The organism is Desulfobaculum xiamenense (genome assembly GCF_011927665.1).
GTDB lineage: Bacteria > Desulfobacterota > Desulfovibrionia > Desulfovibrionales > Desulfovibrionaceae > Desulfobaculum > Desulfobaculum xiamenense.
The window spans coordinates 155,282-173,968 of the sequence record NZ_JAATJA010000001.1 but is presented as its reverse complement, the minus strand read 5'-3'; the positions used below and the strand labels follow the sequence as shown (position 1 = coordinate 173,968).

The 18,687-nt window shown below is 62.3% G+C and carries 13 protein-coding genes; 2 read left to right on the top strand and 11 right to left on the bottom strand.

The features are described from left to right. Positions 1-142 precede the first annotated feature (142 nt). Complete coding sequence (locus GGQ74_RS00780) at positions 143-3,160, top strand: PAS domain-containing protein (RefSeq protein ID WP_167939648.1); 3,018 nt, start codon at positions 143-145, stop codon at positions 3,158-3,160. Here the strand turns inward: GGQ74_RS00780 and GGQ74_RS00775 are convergent. The 3 genes from GGQ74_RS00775 to GGQ74_RS00765 are packed head-to-tail and all read right to left on the bottom strand — an operon-like array spanning position 3,138 to position 9,482. Beyond that, entirely contained in the window at positions 3,138-4,073 is a 936-nt protein-coding gene (locus GGQ74_RS00775; RefSeq protein WP_167939647.1) for a hypothetical protein, read from the bottom strand. The two genes, GGQ74_RS00780 and GGQ74_RS00775, sit on opposite strands and share 23 nt — an antisense overlap. A gap of 29 nt (positions 4,074-4,102) precedes the next feature. After that, complete coding sequence (locus GGQ74_RS00770) at positions 4,103-8,206, bottom strand: response regulator (protein ID WP_167939646.1); 4,104 nt, start codon at positions 8,204-8,206, stop codon at positions 4,103-4,105. A gap of 19 nt (positions 8,207-8,225) precedes the next feature. Further along, complete coding sequence (locus tag GGQ74_RS00765) at positions 8,226-9,482, bottom strand: ABC transporter substrate-binding protein (protein WP_167939645.1); 1,257 nt, start codon at positions 9,480-9,482, stop codon at positions 8,226-8,228. Positions 9,483-9,774: 292 nt separating this feature from the next. On the opposite strand from GGQ74_RS00765, the gene GGQ74_RS00760 reads away from it, so the two are divergent. Further along, a complete protein-coding gene (locus GGQ74_RS00760; protein WP_167939644.1) occupies positions 9,775-9,933 on the top strand; it encodes a hypothetical protein in 159 nt (52 codons plus the stop codon). A gap of 229 nt (positions 9,934-10,162) precedes the next feature. Here the strand turns inward: GGQ74_RS00760 and GGQ74_RS00755 are convergent, their stop codons facing one another. From GGQ74_RS00755 to GGQ74_RS00720, 8 genes are read right to left on the bottom strand one after another with little or no spacing between them, the layout of a single operon-like run. Continuing rightward, positions 10,163-10,753, bottom strand: coding sequence for a 4Fe-4S dicluster domain-containing protein (locus GGQ74_RS00755; protein ID WP_167939643.1), 591 nt, complete (start codon positions 10,751-10,753; stop codon positions 10,163-10,165). A gap of 17 nt (positions 10,754-10,770) precedes the next feature. Continuing rightward, positions 10,771-11,112, bottom strand: coding sequence for a hydrogenase maturation nickel metallochaperone HypA (hypA, locus tag GGQ74_RS00750; RefSeq protein ID WP_167939642.1), 342 nt, complete (start codon positions 11,110-11,112; stop codon positions 10,771-10,773). Positions 11,113-11,151: 39 nt separating this feature from the next. Next, complete coding sequence (locus GGQ74_RS00745) at positions 11,152-12,234, bottom strand: hydrogenase large subunit (protein ID WP_167939641.1); 1,083 nt, start codon at positions 12,232-12,234, stop codon at positions 11,152-11,154. After that, complete coding sequence (locus tag GGQ74_RS00740; protein ID WP_167939640.1) at positions 12,234-12,770, bottom strand: NADH-quinone oxidoreductase subunit C; 537 nt, start codon at positions 12,768-12,770, stop codon at positions 12,234-12,236. Before GGQ74_RS00740 ends, GGQ74_RS00745 begins: the two co-directional genes overlap by 1 nt. Before the next feature lie 4 nt (positions 12,771-12,774). Continuing rightward, a complete protein-coding gene (locus GGQ74_RS00735) occupies positions 12,775-13,284 on the bottom strand; it encodes a 4Fe-4S dicluster domain-containing protein (protein ID WP_167939639.1) in 510 nt (169 codons plus the stop codon). Between the two features lie 10 nt (positions 13,285-13,294). Then, a complete protein-coding gene (locus GGQ74_RS00730; RefSeq protein WP_167939638.1) occupies positions 13,295-13,732 on the bottom strand; it encodes an NADH-quinone oxidoreductase subunit B family protein in 438 nt (145 codons plus the stop codon). A gap of 13 nt (positions 13,733-13,745) precedes the next feature. Next, positions 13,746-14,711, bottom strand: coding sequence for a respiratory chain complex I subunit 1 family protein (locus tag GGQ74_RS00725; RefSeq protein ID WP_167939637.1), 966 nt, complete (start codon positions 14,709-14,711; stop codon positions 13,746-13,748). Positions 14,712-14,713: 2 nt separating this feature from the next. Further along, on the bottom strand, positions 14,714-18,538 hold the full coding sequence (locus GGQ74_RS00720) for a proton-conducting transporter transmembrane domain-containing protein (protein WP_167939636.1): 3,825 nt from the start codon (positions 18,536-18,538) through the stop codon (positions 14,714-14,716). Between the last annotated feature and the right edge of the window lie 149 nt (positions 18,539-18,687).

Below are 18,687 nucleotides of genomic sequence, written 5' to 3'. Positions count from 1 at the left end.
CGGCAGAAAAATCGCAAGCCGATTCTCCCGATTCGTCGCTCCCTCCAAGGCTATTTTGCCATCAACCACGAAGCGCCCTTGTCTTTCCTTCCCCCATTCCGGTAGAATGACCCGGTACTGTGCCCAAACCGAAAGGAAGACGATGACCTACCTCATCCTGTTTCTCGCGATCATCTGCATTGCCATCCCAGCCGTGGCGCTGTGGCCATGGCTGACGCTCTCGCACGAGCGCCTGCGCAGAAAACAGACCGAACGTCAGCTTGAACGAACGAGCATTCGCGATCAGGTCTTCGGAGACCTCTCCCAGACCTTCCTCACCGAACCATATCCGAAAGCCTGCGCCCACGCGCTCGAACGCGTCGGCACCCATCTGCAGGCCGACCGAATCGTGCTGTGCTCATTCTCCCCGGATCACGAGGAATTCACGGTGACTTCGGAATGGCTCGCCCCAGGTGTCACAGCACTGACCCCCGTCCTAAGAGAAGTGAAAACCGCGCAGCACACCGCGTTCACAGCCCCGCTCATCGCGGGCGGGAAGCTCTCTCTCCCCTCGCCGACCGCGCCATTCGCGAACCACGTCCTTCCGCCCAACTGGCAAACGGCCTCCCTCCTCGCCATTCCCCTGCGCGACGGAACGCGCACCACGGGATTCCTCTGCGCCGACAGCGCGGCCATACCCGCGCCGTGGACGCAGTCCGACGCGGAGCTTCTCGAACGGCTCGCGCTGCTCATCGAACGCTACGCGCTCCAACTGAAGGAACAGCAGGCCCGCAAGGAAAGCGAACAGCGCTACAACATCGCCGCCCGCGCAACGTCGGACGGCGTATGGGACTGGAACATCACGACCGATCAGGCCTACTTCAGCTCCAGTTCCATGCGGATGCTCGGCCTCGACGCGCACGACGGACCCCGCACCATGGAGGACTGGGAGAGCCACATCCTTCCCAGGGACCGTCAGGCCATATCCGAACGCCTGCAACAACTAACCGCCGAAAAGCCGCAGGGCTTCGAGCTCGAACTGCCCATGCTCGACGTGCGCGGCAGGCTGCATTGGCTTCTGGCAAAGGGGCTGGTGGTCGCCCATGACCACGCGGGCAAACCGAAACGCGTCATGGGCACCCACACCGACATCACGGACAGAAAACTGGCCGAACAGGCGCTGCGCGAAAGCGAGGAACGCTTCGCGCTGGCCATGGACGCCAACATGGACGGCATATGGGACTGGGACATCCCGTCGGGAAAGGTCTACTTCAGCCCCGGATGGTTCAGGATGCTCGGCTTCGGTCCCGGCGCCCTTCAGGGACGTCCGGAAACATGGCAGGAACTGGTCCACCCGGACGACAGGGTGGATATCGACGAACACATCAAGCAGCTCATGGATGTGCGGCAGGGATTCTGGACGCAGGAATTCCGCATGCGCACGAGTCTCGGCACCTATCGCTGGATACTCTCACGCGGGCGGATCGTCGCGCGCGACGAAAATGACCGCCCACTGCGCGCCATCGGCACCCACACGGACATCACGACACTCAAGCAGGCCGAACGGACCGCTGGCGAAGCGAGCAAGGCCAAGAGCATCTTCCTCGCCAACACGAGCCACGAAATCCGCACGCCCATGAATGGCATCATCGGCATGGCGGAAATGCTGCTGCAAACGCAACTGTCATCGCGCCAGCGCGAATTCGCCCAGACCATCCGCGACTCCGGTTCGGCGCTCCTGACCATGCTCGACGACCTTCTCGACTTCTCGCGCATCGAGGCAGGAAAGCTGCGGCTTGACCCGCAACCGTTCAGCCTGCGCCGCTGTCTGGCGGATGTCGTCCGCCTCGTCTCCCCGCTTGCGGCGACCAAGGGGCTCAACCTCGTGCTCGACGTGGACCACGACGCGCCCGACGCCCTCATCGGCGACGACTCCCGTCTGCGGCAGATTCTGATCAATCTGCTGAACAACGCCCTCAAGTTCACCGCACATGGGGAAATCGTCGTGCATGCGCGCCACGGCATCGACGACGGCAAGGTTCGGCTGGATCTAGCGGTCTCCGACACGGGCATCGGGATACAGCCCGAGCGCACGGCCAGCATCTTCGAATCCTTCGTGCAGGAGACGACCTCCACATCGCGGAAATACGGCGGATCAGGCCTCGGGCTGTCGATATCGGCCCAACTGGCCCGGCTCATGGGCGGCGACATAGGTGTGCGCAGCATCCCCGGCAAGGGAAGCACGTTCTACTTCCATGTCCTCATGGAGTTGGATGACGCGGAACCGCAGGACACGATCAGCCTCCCCGATCCGCTGAAGCTCCTTGGCACCACGGCTCTCGTCGTGAACCACAGTCCTGCCTGTTCGCGTGTCATGCGCGAAACCCTCTCGCTCTGGGGAATGCGTGTACTGACCGCCGAAACTTGGGAACAGGCCCGCGACGCATTGGGAGAACTGTCCCGCGCCGAACGGGCCGTTCTCGTCGTGGAGCACAAGCCACCCGAAATCGACACGTTCGTCTGCGCGGAGGACGCCCGCACCTCAAGCGGCATCCCCGCGCTACCGATCATTCTGCTTAACCCCAATGGGCATCCGGGCATCTGCTCCACCGCTCGGGAAAGAGGGTTCCTGTGCCTCGCCAAGCCGATTTCGGAAACGGAACTCGTTTGCGCCATAGCAGCAAGCGTGGGGCTCATCACACCGCAGGAGGCGGCGTGCGTAAAATGCGCAAACGACATCCCCCACGAGCAAAAGCTTTCCCTGCCGCCACTTAGCATCCTGCTGGCCGAGGACTCGCCCATCAACCAGAACGTGGCCCGCAGCATGCTCGAAAGCTTCGGGCACAGGGTAACCATCGTCGCCAACGGGCATGAGGCGCTGGAGGCGTTTGCGAAAGCGGAATTCGATCTTGTTCTGATGGATGTCCAGATGCCGGACATGGACGGTGTGGAGGCCACGCAGGCCCTGCGCAAAACGGAACGCAGCGGGAAAAGGACGCCCATCGTCGCCCTGACGGGTCACGTCATGGAAGGGGACAGGCAATGGCTGCTGGAATCCGGGATGGACGGCTACATCAGCAAGCCCATCTTGCCGGCCACGCTGAAGCAGGTCATCAGCGACGCGCTCGTCAAAGCTGACGACAAGGACGCGCCGCCACTCACTCCTCCATCAACCCGATGAGGCGACGAAGGCCGGATTCGCCCTCGAAACTGCCAAGGTCGGTCTCGGGAAACATGGCGTCCACTGCGGCGGGCATCCCGAACACCGCAAGCGACAACGCGTTCGCCAACTCCATGTCCCGCCGGAGCGCTTCCGGCTCGAAATGCGGCTCGCGCATCCCGCGCATGACCATCGTCTCGTAATTGCTCCGGGCCAGCGTGTCCCGAAAACGATCACTGCGAGTGAGCGCACCCCGCGCACGCTCGTAACGCGTCGCCAACGCTCCGGCCAGATCACCGTCGGGCGGCACATCCTCCAAAAAAGCTGCCGTCCAGCGCAGAGCATCGCCCATGCGCCGGACATCGCCCTCCACCAGCGCAACCACGTCCGCAACGAAAGCGGCATGCGGTTCATGCCACGCAAGCCGCGCATGGCGAAGCGTGACCAGCAGCTCCACGGCGTCCTCGCCCTCGCCGAAGCGCTCCCGGATGGCCGCACGAACCACCGACGGCGCGGTCCGGTCAATATGCAAACGCTTCACGAGCAGACGTGCGGCGGCAACATCGAATGGCACATGCAGCCGCTGCCCATCCCCGCAGGTGACCACGGGTGAAGGCGCTGCGGCCAGCAGGTCCGCAGCGAGCGGCGCGACGTCCTCCGCGCCAGGCTCCACACGGCACAAAAGCGGCTCCAACGCGTTACAGAGAGCGTTGTCAGGATACACCAGCAGTTCCGCCAGCGGCGCATGCTCCGGATGCTCCGGCTCCGCCAGCACCCCGGCCAGCGTTGCACCGTCGCAGTCGCCAAGGGTCCGCTCGGCATAACGAACACCTTCCGTCCCCAGACCATGCCCCTCGCAAAGCCACCGCGCGATGACGGCGACGATCTCCGCCCGATACGCCTCCCGGACGCCCTCCCCCTTCACTACGACCATGACTGCACCTCCGAATCCCCCCACGAACGCTATGATTCCACATGCAGCGATTGCGCCACGCGCTCAAGCGCGGCTTCGGCGGCGGAATGATCGAAGGCCCGAATGGCGGCGTCCAGCGCACTGAGCGCGGCTGCGTCCCCGTGCCCCAGAACCATGTCCGCGAGCCGCTCGTAGGCGGCCCCGGCCCCGAAGCTGTGCCGCGCAAGCTGTTCGCGCAGATCGTCCATCGCCTTGCGCACCTCCTGCGCGTCAAGCGGTCCCACCTCACGCGAAGAAGCTTCCGGCTGGCCCGTTTGCACCGGGAGCATGCCAATCCCCGAAAGAACCATCTCCAGCGCGCGCACGAAGGAGGAAAAGACCACGGGGGGCAATTCCTCCGCCCCGGACGCGATAGTGCGCTCCACGGCCTCCGCCGCCGCATGCAGATCGCGCATGCCAAGGTTGCCCGACACGCCCTTGATCGTATGGACCAGCCGCCGGGCCGTCTCGCGCTCGCCCTCGGTGAGAAGGCGCGCTAGCTCGGCCGACGCGTCCCGGTACTGAACGTCGAATTCGCCCAGAAGATTTCTGAAAAGCTGAACCTTGCCGCCCACCTTGCCCAGTCCGCCCACGATGTCGATGCCCGGCAGGCTGTCCGGCAATCCTGCGCCCCCCTGCTCCGTAACGACCTGCGTGGCGTCCTTCACCCGTGCGACGGGCGGCCCGCCGCGAACCAGCCGAGCGAGCACGGACAGCAGCACGTCGGGATCTATGGGCTTCGGCACATGTTCGTTCATGCCTGCCTGAAAGCATCGCTCGCGGTCGCCCGCCATGGCGTGCGCCGTCATGGCGATGATCGGCAAATCGGCGAAGCGCTCCTCGGCACGGAGGCGACGCGTCGCCTCGTAGCCGTCCATCTCCGGCATCTGAATGTCCATGAGCACCGCATCGTAGACCTTCGCCTCCACGGCGGCCACGCCCTGCGCGCCGTTGGCAGCGATATCGACCTCGTACCCGGCGTCGGCGAGAATTTCCCGCGCGACCTGCTGATTTATGCTGTTGTCCTCCACCAGCAAAACACGCGGCCCACCGCTTGCGGTCGGCGCTGACGAAAACGCGGCTGGCTCCGCTTGCGGTTCAGGCTCGTTGTCACTCGGGACCTCTTCCTCGGGGACAGGCGCGATGCCGCCCCCCAAAGCTCCAACTAGCGCGTCCGCCAACGTGGACTGGCTGGCGGGCTTGTTCAAATATCCCGAAATGCCCGCCCCCGCCGCGCGGCGCATGGCCTCCTCCCGCCCATGCGCGGTCAGCAGCAACACTATCGGCTTCGGCATGATGGCAGGGTCCTCGTGGATGATTCTGGCCGTGGCGATGCCATCCATCCCAGCCATTCGCCAGTCGATGATCACCATCTCGAAATGCCTGCCCATGGACGTCGGCTTGCGTAGCATGTCGAGGCCGGCACGCCCGGACGACGCCGTTTCGACCTCCAGTCCCAGATTCAGAAGCATGGCCTGCACGATCTCGCGCGAGGTGGAACTGTCATCCACCACCAGCGCTCGTCGGCCACGCAGATCGACCATGCTCGGCAATCCGCGCACGGCGCTGTCATCCACCACGAACGGAATAGTGAAGGCGAAGGTGCTTCCTTCCCCCGGCGCGCTTTCAACACGAATTTCCCCGCCCATCATCTCCACGAGCCGCTTGCTGATGACCAAGCCAAGTCCGGATCCGCCAAACCGACGCGCCGTGGAGTCTTCCGCCTGTCCAAAGGACGAGAAAAGCCGCGATCGCTGTTCCCCAGTCATGCCTATGCCGGTATCGGTCACTGTAAAACACAGCACCACGCCATTCTCCGCCGCATCGGCGGCCTCGTCCCGGCGCACGGAGAGCATCACCCGGCCACTTTCGGTGAACTTCACGGCGTTGCTCACCAGATTTGTTAACACCTGCCGCAACCGAAGAGGATCGCCCCGCACCCCGCGCGGCACGTCCGGAGCGACCTCCACATCAAGGTGTAGCCCCTTCTCCTCCACGCTCATACTCATGAGGGATGTCACCTCGGACAAGACCGCTTCGATGCCGAAGGGCACGGTCTCCAGCTCCAGCCGCCCGGCCTCAATTTTGGAAAAATCCAAAATGTCGTTGATGATCCCAAGTAGCGACACCGACGCCATGTGCATCTTCTGGATGTAGTCCCGCTGGCGCGGCGTGAGTTCCGTCTTGAGCACCAGATGGCCGAGTCCGATGACCGCATTCATGGGGGTGCGGATTTCGTGGCTCATACGGGCGAGAAAATCGCTCTTGGCCCTGTTGGCTTGGTCGGCCGCCTCCCTCGCACGGAGCAGTTCGGCCTCCATTTCTCTGCGCGCGGTGATGTCGTGTTCCACGGCGATGAAGTGCGTCAGCGTCCCATCCTCGTCCCGCACGGGCTGCACGTCGAGCGCCAGCCAGAATTCCCGCCCGTCCTTGGCGTAATTGAGCAGTTCCGTACGGAACCCCTCGCCCATGCGCAACCGCGCGGACATGAAGCGGAGCGTGGCGGGATCGGTGTCTGGTCCCTGCAACACGGAACCGGGAGTGCGACCACGCATGTCCTCAAACGTGTATCCGGTAATGCGCGTGAACGCCTCGTTCACCCACTGCGTCCGACTGTTCCCATCGGTTATGATGACCGCGCTGTCCGTATACCGTGCCACCAGCGACAGTTTTTGCAATTCTTCCTCGGTGCGCTTGCGCTCGGTAATGTCACGTATGGACCCCACCGCGAACCAGCGCCCCTGATGCTCGAAGGACGATACCGCGCGCTCAACCAGAAATCGCGAACCATCCTTGCGAATCGCCTCGAAGTCCATGACGCTACCCACAACAGGACCGCTGCCGCTACGGGCGAACTGCGCAAGGCCACGCGCCGCCTCATGACGGACCTCCTCCGGTGCCATCAGGGCATGAGCATCGCTGCCGATCGCCTCGTCAGCCGTATAGCCGAACATCGCCTCCGCAGCGTTATTCCAAAAAATCACCTTTCCGTCGGAGTCCATCATCACTATCGCATCGTGAGACGACTCGTTCATCGCCCGGACCACGGACTCGCGTTCGCTCACCGCCTCAAGGGCGGCATGCAACTCCCGCGTCCGCTCCAGAACGTGCAGCTCCAGTTCCTCGCTCGCCTGCTGCAACGCCTTCTCGCGACCGGCCACCCGACGGGCCATCACGTTGAAATCGCGCGAAAGCAGCGCCAGCTCCTCGATGAACTGCACATCCGGCGTTTCGACTCCCGGCACGCCTTCAGCCACATCATGCGCCGCACGACGCAAACGGGTCAGCGGTCCGGCAAAAAGCCCCCGCATGGCATACATAACAGGCAAAAGCAGAAAGGCCGTCAGCACGACCACTCCAAGGGTCATGCGCATCAGAAGCCGCCACCGCCCCCTCTCCTGCGCCTCCCTATCCCAATGGAAACGCAGTACCACGTTCATTCCCGCAAGCGACTGCTCCTGCGTCGCGCCGGATGCCGTGTCCCCGAAGGTGGCAACCCGTTCCCCATCCACGATGACGTCAAACCCGCCATCATCGAACAGTGACGAGACATTTCCGCGGCGGTCGAGGCTTTCCACCGGCAATTCCGCCACCAGCACACCCTCCACCCCCACGTTGTAGCGAACGGGAACGGCAATCCGCCAATAGGCCCTACCGTCCTTGCGGGAAACGGAATAGACACGGTCGGCGTCGCCAGACATCAACGGCTCAAGCTCGGGGATGGATGAATAGTCGAACAGCGGTGTTTCACGGGTGGCGTGAATGATACGGCGGCGGAAATCGAGCAGGACGAATTGCGGACGTTCGCCGAACAGTGACAGCCCGCCCATGAAGTCAACAAGAATCGTGCGCGACGTGTCTGGTTGCATAACGCCCTGTCGAATCACGGAAAAAGCCGCATGATCCTGCAACACGAAACTGTTGTATTCGAGAAACGACTCTATGGCCTGCCTTGCTCCGCGCAATTGACGCGACAGCAATTCTTCCTGAAACGACGCAACAACGCTGTTGAGCTGGATGAACATCCCAAGCCCCGCGCCAGCGACGAGAAGCGTGCCCACCACGATATGAAAGATGATGACAGCCCGCGATACGGGCATGCTGAAGCGTGACATCCGGTGCTTTCCTCCGGCTTCAGCGCGGCAGGAGAACTATGGTGCCGTCCTCGGCATACCGCGCCATCACCAGCTCATCGTATCCGAGCGCGTCGTGCGCATCGGGATCGGTCTCGGAGAAGGGCCTGAACGGCCGAACGTATGTCTTCACCAGCCCCTCCACGGGAACCGGCAAGTGCTCCAGAGCGTCGCGAATCCGCGCCCGGTCGGCCCGAATGTCGTCGGTCAGGCCGCCAGCGGTCCGAACGGCCGCCGCAAGGAGCAGCCCCATGTCGTACGCATGAATGAATCCGGCCGGGGCCGCGATGTCCGCTCCTGTGGTGATGACGTCCGGATACAGTCGGCGGGCCAACGCCAGCACGGCCCGCCCCACGGAGTCGTCTGGATCGCTGACGAACGAAAACCGCGTTTGCAGGAAGGACAGGTCGAGGTCACGACGGATTTCCGGCCCCACCGCCTTGTGGAAATCCCCACCGGTCAATCCCCAATGGCTGAGCACCGGCAAACGCTCAAGGGGGCCGAGACTCGCCATGGACAGCATGAAGGCCTTCCCCTCGGGCGCGTTACCAACAAAGAGGATGCAATCCGCCAGCCCGGACCGCACTTCACGCAGCAAAAGCCGCGCGGCGCTCTCGGAAATGCCCCAGTTGAACCAGTAGGTTCCCGCTGGCCTCACTCCCCGCTTGGCAAGTGCCTCAACCATCACGGCCTCGTTCGAGTGCCCCCACCCCGTCTGCTCCAGAAGCAGCGCCGGACGCCGAAAGCCTCGCACGTCCACCGCATGGGCAACCATGACCATGCCAGCCTTGGCGTCATCCACGGAAACACGGAAGATCCAGTTGTCGCGCGACGGATGCCGGGTGATGCTCGACGCCGCCGCCCACGGCACAAGCGTCAGGATGCCGTTGGCGTTGATGAAATCCCTATTGGCCAGAAGCGGTGGCGAATGCAGCCCCGTGACCACGGCCAACGCCCTATCATCCGCAAGAAAGGCCTTGAGATTCTCCAGACTGCGGCGGGAATTCCCCCGATGGTCCGCCCTGATGATCTCCACCGGCACCCCGCCGAGCGTTCCGCCGCTCGCGGCGATGGCTGTCATCAGTCCGCGCTCGATGGACTCGCTGGACTCGCGCACCCCCGTCCAATCGGCATCCATGTGGATACGAACGACATCCGGCCCGGCAAGGGCGCTACCGCACCCCGCACACCACCAGATGACGACCGCCAGACACAGGCGGCACGCAACGCGCCACCACGACAGAATACACCCATCCATGCTTCACTCCCGGGATGTACCGCACAGCCACAACGCTCCACCGCGCAAAGTCATCCACCATCCGGCATGATAGCAGATTTCCGCGCTGTCCGGCAAACCGGGGAACCCCGCACGCGTCACGAGCGCCCGCCGGCTGCGCTTTGGCAGGAACCGCTTGACTTGCGGCGCAGGAACGCTATTTCTTTTCGACCGGTCACCAGACGCGGGAATACATCTCGGCACAGTCAGGGCGCGCTTTCAGCCCGCCGCCCCGCAGACCGGCATACGCCAGCAACGCAAAGGAGACGCATCCATGTACAATCTTGTCCTCATCCATAAAGGCAAGGAACTGATCATCTACAATTCCGAGAATCTTCTCGTGATGAAGCTCGAAAAGGAAAAGCACATCCGCGGCCAGCGCCCCGGCCTCGTCGAAATCCGCGACGCGGAAACCGGCGAAACCATCGAGTAGGCGTCTCCCTATCGGGATTCCAGAGGAAAAGGCCCGCAGCGCATGCTGCGGGCCTTTTCTCGTGCCTAGAAATGGCAGACCCCCGTCGGTGGTGGGGCACCGGCGGGGGTCATGTCCAATCTGTTGGTACTTCCGTGAGATCACCATCCCGATTGTGGGATGGGAGGATGATCCCTATGTTGCATCGCCCCAATTGTGGGAGAGGGGCGAATGAACGCGCTTGTCGGGCTTACTGGGCCTGAGGCTGAACCTCGACGGCCGGAGCGATGCCCTGAATGTTCTTGGCGGCTTCGGCCATCTTCATGGCGCGATACTGCTCGATGGTCAGGAACTGCAGTGCGCCGAACTTGCAGGCCTCAACGCACGCGCTGACTTCCTTGCCGTTCTGGGCGCGCCACTCCTCGCACTGGTCGCACTTGAGGGCGACAGCGCGGCTGGAGCGAACGGGGTTGTTGTCACCGAACACGGGGTCCTTGTCCGCGACGACGATAGCGCCGAACGGGCAGGCCATGACGCACATCTTGCAACCCACGCAGTACTGGTGGCGCACACGCACCACGTTGCCGTCCTGCACGATGGCACCGGTGGGACACACCTTGGCGCACGGCGCATTCTGGCAATGACGGCACTGGATGGGCATCTTGAGATCATCGGACTTGTAGACCTTGATACGGGGCTCAAGCTGATCCCTGTTCTTGATGATCTCCTTGCGGGTCAGGTTGTAGTGGGCCTCGGCGCAAGCGATCTCGCACTTCTGACAGCCCTTGCACTTGGACGGATCCGTGTGGATGACGTATTGCTGCTTTTCCTGCTTATCCATTTTCCGCACCTCTCGATTTAATTTTCCACATCAAGACTTTCAACGAGAAGCTCACGGCCGGTCTTCAAATCCAGCGATTCACTGCCGCAGGATGGGCAGGCGTAATGGTCGGGCTCCTCGAAAACGTTATGACACTCGTTGCATTCCCACGTGACGGGAACCAGCGTGATGGCCAGTTCCGCCCCCTCGGCCGGAGTCCCCTCCGCGCATATCTCGAAACAGGACGTCAGCGTACGCGCCTCGAGACAGGACATGGCACCCACCTTGAGCCGCACGCGCGTAATGCGCTTTGCGTCGTGGCGGGAGGCCTCCTCCTGTGCGATGGCGAGTATGCTCGTGACTATTGACAGTTCATGCATGTCGGTTCCGAACTCCGGCCGGGCGCGCGGTCGGTCAGTCTAGCGCTCCGTGCACGAAAGGCACGGGTCGATGCTGTTCACGATGAGCGCGATGTCGGCGACCTTGCAGTCCTTGAGCATCACGCGCAGGGCTTCCCAGTTCACGTAGGTGGGCACTCTCCACTTCAGGCGCTCGGGCTTGAGGGTCCCGTTGGTGCGCAGGTAGTAGATGAGTTCGCCACGGGGTGCCTCGGACCGGGAGACGGCCTCGCCAGCCGGGATCTCCGGCAGCGGGTTGCACACCGTCGGTCCGGCGGGAATATCCCGCAGGCACTGCTCCAGAATCGAGATGGACTCGAAAATCTCGCGCAGGCGCACAATGGCGCGAGAGCGGACGTCGCAGCCCGTCTCGGTGACGACGTCGAACTTGACGCGATCGTATGCGGCGTAGGGGGTTTCCCTGCGCACGTCGTTGTTCAGATTCGAAGCCCTCGCAACGGGGCCAACGGAACCGTGGTACACGGCCTGCTCGTAAGGGAACATGCCAATGCCCTCGGTCCTTGCCTTGATCTGCGGATGGGTCAGGTAGATGTGCAGAAACTCCTCGCAGGGCTTCTTGATCTCTTCGAGGGTCTGCTTCATGTACGCGATGAGGTCGTCAGTGAGGTCGTACTTCGCACCACCGATGATGTTCGCGCAGATGTCCATGCGGTTGCCCCACACGGTTTCCTTGAGGTCCTGCATCTTCTCGCGCAGTTCCATGGCATGCATGAACAGCGACGCGAAGCCGATGACATGGATGCCAATGCCCACGTTGAACATGTGGGACGCGATACGCTTGACCTCGTCAGCGATGGTCCGCAGGTACAGCGCGCGCTCGGGCACCTCGATGCCAGCGACGTGCTCCACGGACATGCAGTAGGTCAGCGGATGGTTGTTGGAGCACAGGGAGCATACGCGCTCGGTGAGCACCACGTTCTGGAACAGGTTGCGCTCGCGGGCGAGGGCCTCCATGCCGCGGTGCGCGTTGCCCGCATACATCTCGATGCCCTTGACGATTTCGCCCTCGACGTTGACCTGGAAGTACATCGGCTCCTCAAGAGCCACATGCAGCGGTCCGACAGGAATGGTGAAGTTGCCCATTAGTGAACGACCTCCCCGGACTTGTCGCCCATGATCTTCTCCCAGAGCGTGTTGGTGCACGCGCCGTTGCCCATGGTGGACAGGGGCACGAGGCGCTCCATGGCCTTGGGCTGCGTTTCGTTGGTCAGGAACAGCGGGCGCGGATTGGGATGGCCGGAGATCTCGATCTGATACAGCTCGTGAATCTCGCGTTCCGCCCAGTCGGCGGCCTTGTGGTAGGGCGTGATGGACGGGACGGTGGGCGTGGTGCCCTCCGGCACGACGCGCAGCGTCAGCGTGGTTCCCTTGACCACGAAGTGATAGCACACTTCGTAGAAGCCCTTTTCGGACGGATTCTGGGGCGCATGGGCGGTGATGGTCACCAGACGGCCGGACAGGGGCACCAGCCCCTTGGCCATCGGCACCAGATCGGCCGCCGTGGGCACCTCGACCCAACCGTAGTCGTTATCCTTGTCGTCCGTGGTCCACCGAATCTCGGCGTCCGCGGAGACGCTCTTTACGAGCGCCACGATGGAATCCTTGCGTTCGATATTCATCTCGTTACGCTCCAAGCTGTCGAGCGGCCCTCTGGCGTCTGCACTCGGGGCAGAGCCGGTAGAGCTTCATGATGTCTTCCGTGGGTTCCCCATAGATCTTCTTGAGCATGGCAAGCGGCACACGCGGCATGCGGGTGCTGCATTTCTCGCACTTGTCGTAGGTAATGAACTCGTGCTCGCGGAAGGTGAACTTCTCGCTATTGAGATGCGCGGTGGACCAGTCATTGGAGAGCTTGATGGCTCCGGTGGGACAGAAGCGCTCGCACAGCCCGCAGAAAGTGCAGGTGTTGTGCCACACGTAGAAGTCCTTGCCGGAACCGTCCTCGCGCTCGACCTGACGGATGGCACCGCCCGCGCAGACGTTGATGCACATGCTGCAACCCGCGCACGCCTTGGAATCCACGCGAACCTTGCCGCGCAGACGCTTGGGCGTGTGGGTCTCGCCGAAGGGGAACGGGTCCGTCGAGGGGCCCTGCAGGAGATTTCTCCAAAGTACTTTCAGGAATGTAAGCATGACGGCCCCCTTAAATCCTGGTCTTCCAGATTGCCAGCGCCTTGGCCACACCTTCGATGATGGCCTGCGGTCTGGGCGGACATCCCGGGACGTTGACGTCCACGGGAATGATGGAATCGAGCGGTCCGGGAATGGAATAGCTGTCCCGGAACACGCCGCCGGATATGGGGCAGATGCCCACAGCCACGGTCACCTTGGGATCGGGAATCTCGTTGTAGACGCGCAGCACCTTGTCCTTCACCGCCGCCGTGACCGGGCCGGTGATGAGCACGATGTCCGCGTGCTTGGGGCTGCCACAGTACTTGCAACCCAGCCGCTCGACGTCGTAGCGGGGAATGAGCGCCGTGGTAGCAAGCTCCACGTCGCATCCGTTACAGGAGCCCGCGTTGATGCGGTACAGCCAGGGCGACCGGGCCGCCATGCTCTGGAGTTTTTCTGCAATCTGCATGTCGGTCACCTGCCTATCGGATGAAATAGGTTAACCCGAGGCTGACATATGCGAGAGTCGCGGGGTATTTCAGATAGAACTTGAAGGTCTGGTCGGTGCGCAGACGGCCCATGGCCGCACGCACCAGCGTCACGGAGAACAGCATCAGCAGCATGCACTTCACCGCGAACCAGCCCATGTTGGTGATCCAACCGCCGGGAATGGTCCCGGGGAAGAACATCACCACGCCAAGACCCATGACCACGACCATCTTCAGCGCCGCGCCGAGGTGGAACATGGCCAGACCCGGGCCGGAGTACTCCAGCAGCGGGCCTTCCAGCACTTCGGTTTCGGCCTCGGCGAGGTCGAACGGCACGGAGCCGAGCGTTCCGGGGATGAACATGAGGAACGCGAGGAACGCCGGGAACATGGTCCAGTCGAAGATGAGCGAACCGTTCTGGAGCTGGTATTCCACGATCTTCGCGAAGGAGAACTCCGCGACGCCGCCGGTGGCGTGGCCGACCTTGAAGGCCACCGCCAGAATGACGGCCAGAAGCGGAATCTCATAAGCGAACATGAGGATCATCTCGCGCGATGCGCCGATGGCGCCATAGGGCGAGCTGGACGAGGAACCGGCCAGCATCAGCGCCAAGGCGGGCATGGGCAGCAGGTAGAGCATCATCAGCATGTCGCCAAGGCCTTCGGCACCGTTCCACACGCCGGGGATGGGCAGCACCATGGCTGCCACCATCATGCCCATGAAGCCCAGAATGGGGGCGAAACGGAACATGGGGGTGTGGCCCGAGGCCGGAAGGATGGTCTCCTTCCGGCCGAGCTTGACGATGTCGAAGAACGGCTGGAGGATCGGGGGACCGACCCTCCTCTGCATTCTTGCAAGAACCTTCCGATCAACACCCTTCAGAAGCAGTCCCAGGCACAGGGCGAAGACGCCGCCCGGGAACACGAGCATATGGAAGGCGTAAGAGAACAACTCTTTCATGATCAACCCTTCCTGTTGAACGCGAGAAGTGAAGCGGGCACGGAAATCCACTGACGCAGCACGGTGATGGCCGGCTCGTAGAGGTTGTCCGCGGAGATGTTCAGTTCCTTGGGACCGAGGTCATTCACGCCACAGGTATGGATGGCGTTGGTGCGCTCCTTCTTGCTCATGAAATGGAGCACGAGGCGAGCGGCACCGTAGGCCAGACCCATGAGGATGGCGGTGTCCACGGCATTCCAGGAACCCGCACCGGAAACTACGCCGCCGAGCGAGATGTCGAGCGGTGCGAAGCCGGCGTCGGCAATAATCGCGTTAATGGGCGCAAGCAGCATGCCCGGGAACACGCCGAACAGCACACAGCCGCCAGCGAGAATCATCATGGGCACGCGCATGTTCTTGGGCACTTCGGTGACATGCGCCAGCTTCTCGGACGGCTGTCCAAAGAATGCCGAGTGCAGGAACTTCACGAAGTACGCCATGGTCAGGACGCTACCGGTCAGCGAAAGCAGAGCCAGCAAGATTTCGTCCTCGGCCATGAGGCCATGGTAGAGCATCCACTTGGAGGTGAAGCCGTTGAACGGCGGCACGCCAATGGCCGAGAAGGCCGCGATGGCGAAGACCGTCAGCGTCAGCGGCATCTTCCTGCCGATACCCGAAAGCTGGTTCAGGGAATCGGCGTGGGTGCGGTACATGATGGCGCCCGCGCACAGGAAGGCGAGGTTCTTGAAGAACATGTGGTTGGCGAAGTGCAAGAGGCCAGCAGACACCGTCAGCGAGGTTCCCGCACAGATGCCGAGCACGATGTAGCCCAGCTGGGAAACCGTCGAGTAGATGAGCATCCGCTTCAGGCCGGACTGGATGACGGCCATGGCCGCCGCGTAGAAGATCGTGATGCCCGCCACCCAGGCAAGGGCATACATGATCGTGGGCTGTCCCCAAATTCCGGACTTTCCGGCGAAGAATCCCGCGCCGCCCAGAATGAAGAACAGCTTCAGCAGGCCAAAGGGTCCGGACTTCAGAAGCACGGACGAGATGTAGCCGCTGACGGGGGTCGGGGCCGTGGCCGGGTGCATCCAGATGTCGATGCGCACGGGCAGCATGGCCGCCTTCATGGCGAAGCCGATGGCAATGAGCGCCATGGAGGTGTAGCCGACATAGCCGGGCATCTGCCCGAGGGACTTGGCCAGAACGCCGATCTCGAAGCTTCCGGCCGCAGAGCTGAGCAGGACGATACCGAAGAACATGAACGTCGCGCCCAGCACGTTGAAGATGAAATACTTGAAACCTTCACGCAGGGACGCTTCCGTCTCCTCGTGAATGATGACGAAGTACAGGGTCCAGCTGCTCATGATCTCCCAGAACATGAAGAAGCTGAACAGGCTGTTGCTTCCGGCCACACCCAACAACCCGCCGATCATAAGCAGCAGGAAGCTGAAGTAGCGCCACTGGGTGTGGCTGTGGTCCATGTAGCTCACCGAGTAGACGGTGTTCAGGATGCCCATCAGCACGATGAGCAGCGCGTAGCACAGGGACACGGTGTCGAGGCTGCCCCAGTAGAACAGCACGGCGACGAAGGACAGAACCAGAACGCCCACGGAAGCCCATCCACATTTCTCAAGGTCTTTGCGCATGAAGTACGGCACGATGCCGCCAAGCATGGGGATGAGCGCAAACGCGGGCCACGGAACCGAGAGGTCCGGCAGGGGCTGGGCAGCCAGCTTGCCGCTTGCGACCAGGGTATCCGCCACGGGCACCACATATCCGAGCAGAGCCTGCGGATTGATGCCCATGTAGAGGGTCAGGAAGGCCAGCACGGCCATGGGGGCCAGGCAGGTCGCCGGGGCTTCAGCCACGGCGGGGCCTTCGTATTTCTCGAAGAACATGATGCGTACCAGGCGCATGTAGTACAGAACGCCGATCAGTCCGCCGCCCAGAATGGCGCATGCCAGAAGCATGTTGCCGGAGTCGAGGCAGGCATAGACCATCAGGAACTTACTCGCAAAGCCGCCGAAGGGGGGGAGGCCCATGACCGAAAGCGTGGCCATCAGGAAGCACACACCTGTAACGGGCATTACGCGCCCCATACCCTTGAGCTTATCTATAGAGTAGGAACCTGCACGCATGATCACCACGCCGATGCACAAGAAGAGAAGGTTCTTCATGATGGCGTGGTTCATGACGTGGGCGAGGCCGCCCACGACGCTCAGGTACGTGCCAAGGCCCAGCGTGACGGTGATTTCACCGACCTGCGCCATGGTGGAGTACGCGAGCATGCGTTTGACGTTGGTCTGTCTGAGCGCCATCACCTCGCCGTACAGCAGCGTTACCGCGCCGACGAGGGACAGGAGCGATCCGATGTGGAGCGCGCCGGTCGTTCCGTTCATCACTCCCGAGCCCATGATGCCGAAGCCGACAAGCACGATGCCGTAGATGCCGGTCTTGGTCAGAATACCGGACAGCGGAGCGGAGATGGAGGACGGAGCGACGGGGTGGGCTTCAGGCAGCCAGCTGTGCAGCGGCATGAGACCGGCCTTGACCGCGAAGCCGATGAGGCACGCGAACAGGATGCCGGCCGCAGCGCCGGGAGCCAGCGTGGCGGCGGCCTGCGGCAGCGCGGCCAGCTCGAAGGTACCCGTCTGCGCGTGAAGCAGCAGCAGGCCAAAGAGCATGGCGTACGCGCCGGAGGCGCACATGAAGAAGTACTTGAAGCCCGCCTTGATGGCGGCATCGGTCTGCTCGTGGATGACCAGGAAGTACGAGGTGAAGGTCATCAGTTCCCAGAAACAGTACAGGGAACCGAGATCGCCCGCCATGCACAGACCCACCAGCGATCCCTGCATAAGCAGCAGGAAGAACCAGTAGCGGTCAGTGTTCTCCTTCCCCTCCATGTAACCGATGGAGTACGAGGTCACCGCCAAACCGATGAAGGCCATGATCAGCGCGAAGAATCCGGAAAGCGGAGTCGGCGCGTCGGTGGCCAGCACCAGCACAAGCGAGAGGCCGGAAAGAAGAACGGCCAGACTCTCGCGAACGCGGAATCCGGCCACAACCTTGGGAGCGAACCTCGACACGAGAAGCAGCAGGAAGCCGCCCACGTACGGAACCACCGCAGCCATGGGCCAGGGAGATTCGAAGTGCGGCATGTTCTGCGGCACGTCGTAGCTCGCGGCCACCCAGCCCTCCACCATGTGGATGAGGGACTCGGGCATGGCATGGGTGAAGGCCACCAGCAGAGCGAGACCACCAGCCAGAAGCGTCAACGGAGACATGGCTTCCGGGGCGGATTCCTTTGCGGCGTCCGCCGCATCGCTCGTTTCGAAACAGATGGCCTGCACGATCTTCAGCGTGTACCAGACGGCGACGATGCTGCCTGCGAGCACGAGGATCGCGCTGAGAAGGTGGCCCGTCTCGATGGCTCCGTAGACGACGGCGAGCCTGCTCACCGCACCCTTAAACGGCGTGAAGCCGAGGGCGGCGAACATGGCGAAGCCGAAACAGTAAGCCATGAGAGGACTGGAGGCGTGCATCCCGCGAAGCCGGTCGAGATCGAATGACCCGACTTTGCGGTACATGGCGTACAGAGTGACCAGCGCCAACGCACGGATGGAAAGTTGATAGAAGAGGTGCAGCGCACCACCGGCGATGCCGGTGAAGGACCCGGCGCCAAAGCCAACCAGCGTAACGCCAACTTCTGCAACGCACGACATTGCAAACAGTTGGAGCACGTTCCGGTAGCGTTTGAGCGCCCCCAGTTGTGCTACCAAACAGATGATAGCACCCAGACAGACTGCAAACGAAATGGAATAGATAGGTTGCACAGTGTCCATGTCAAAATACCCCCCTTAAGGTACACACAAAGACATGGACACCGTACAGTATGTTAAAACAAAAAACCGTAATCTGGGTGACACTTTTACATCTTTTTGTCGTCTTTCCGACGGCTTTTTTCCCCAGACAACAGTGATTTCCGAGCGCT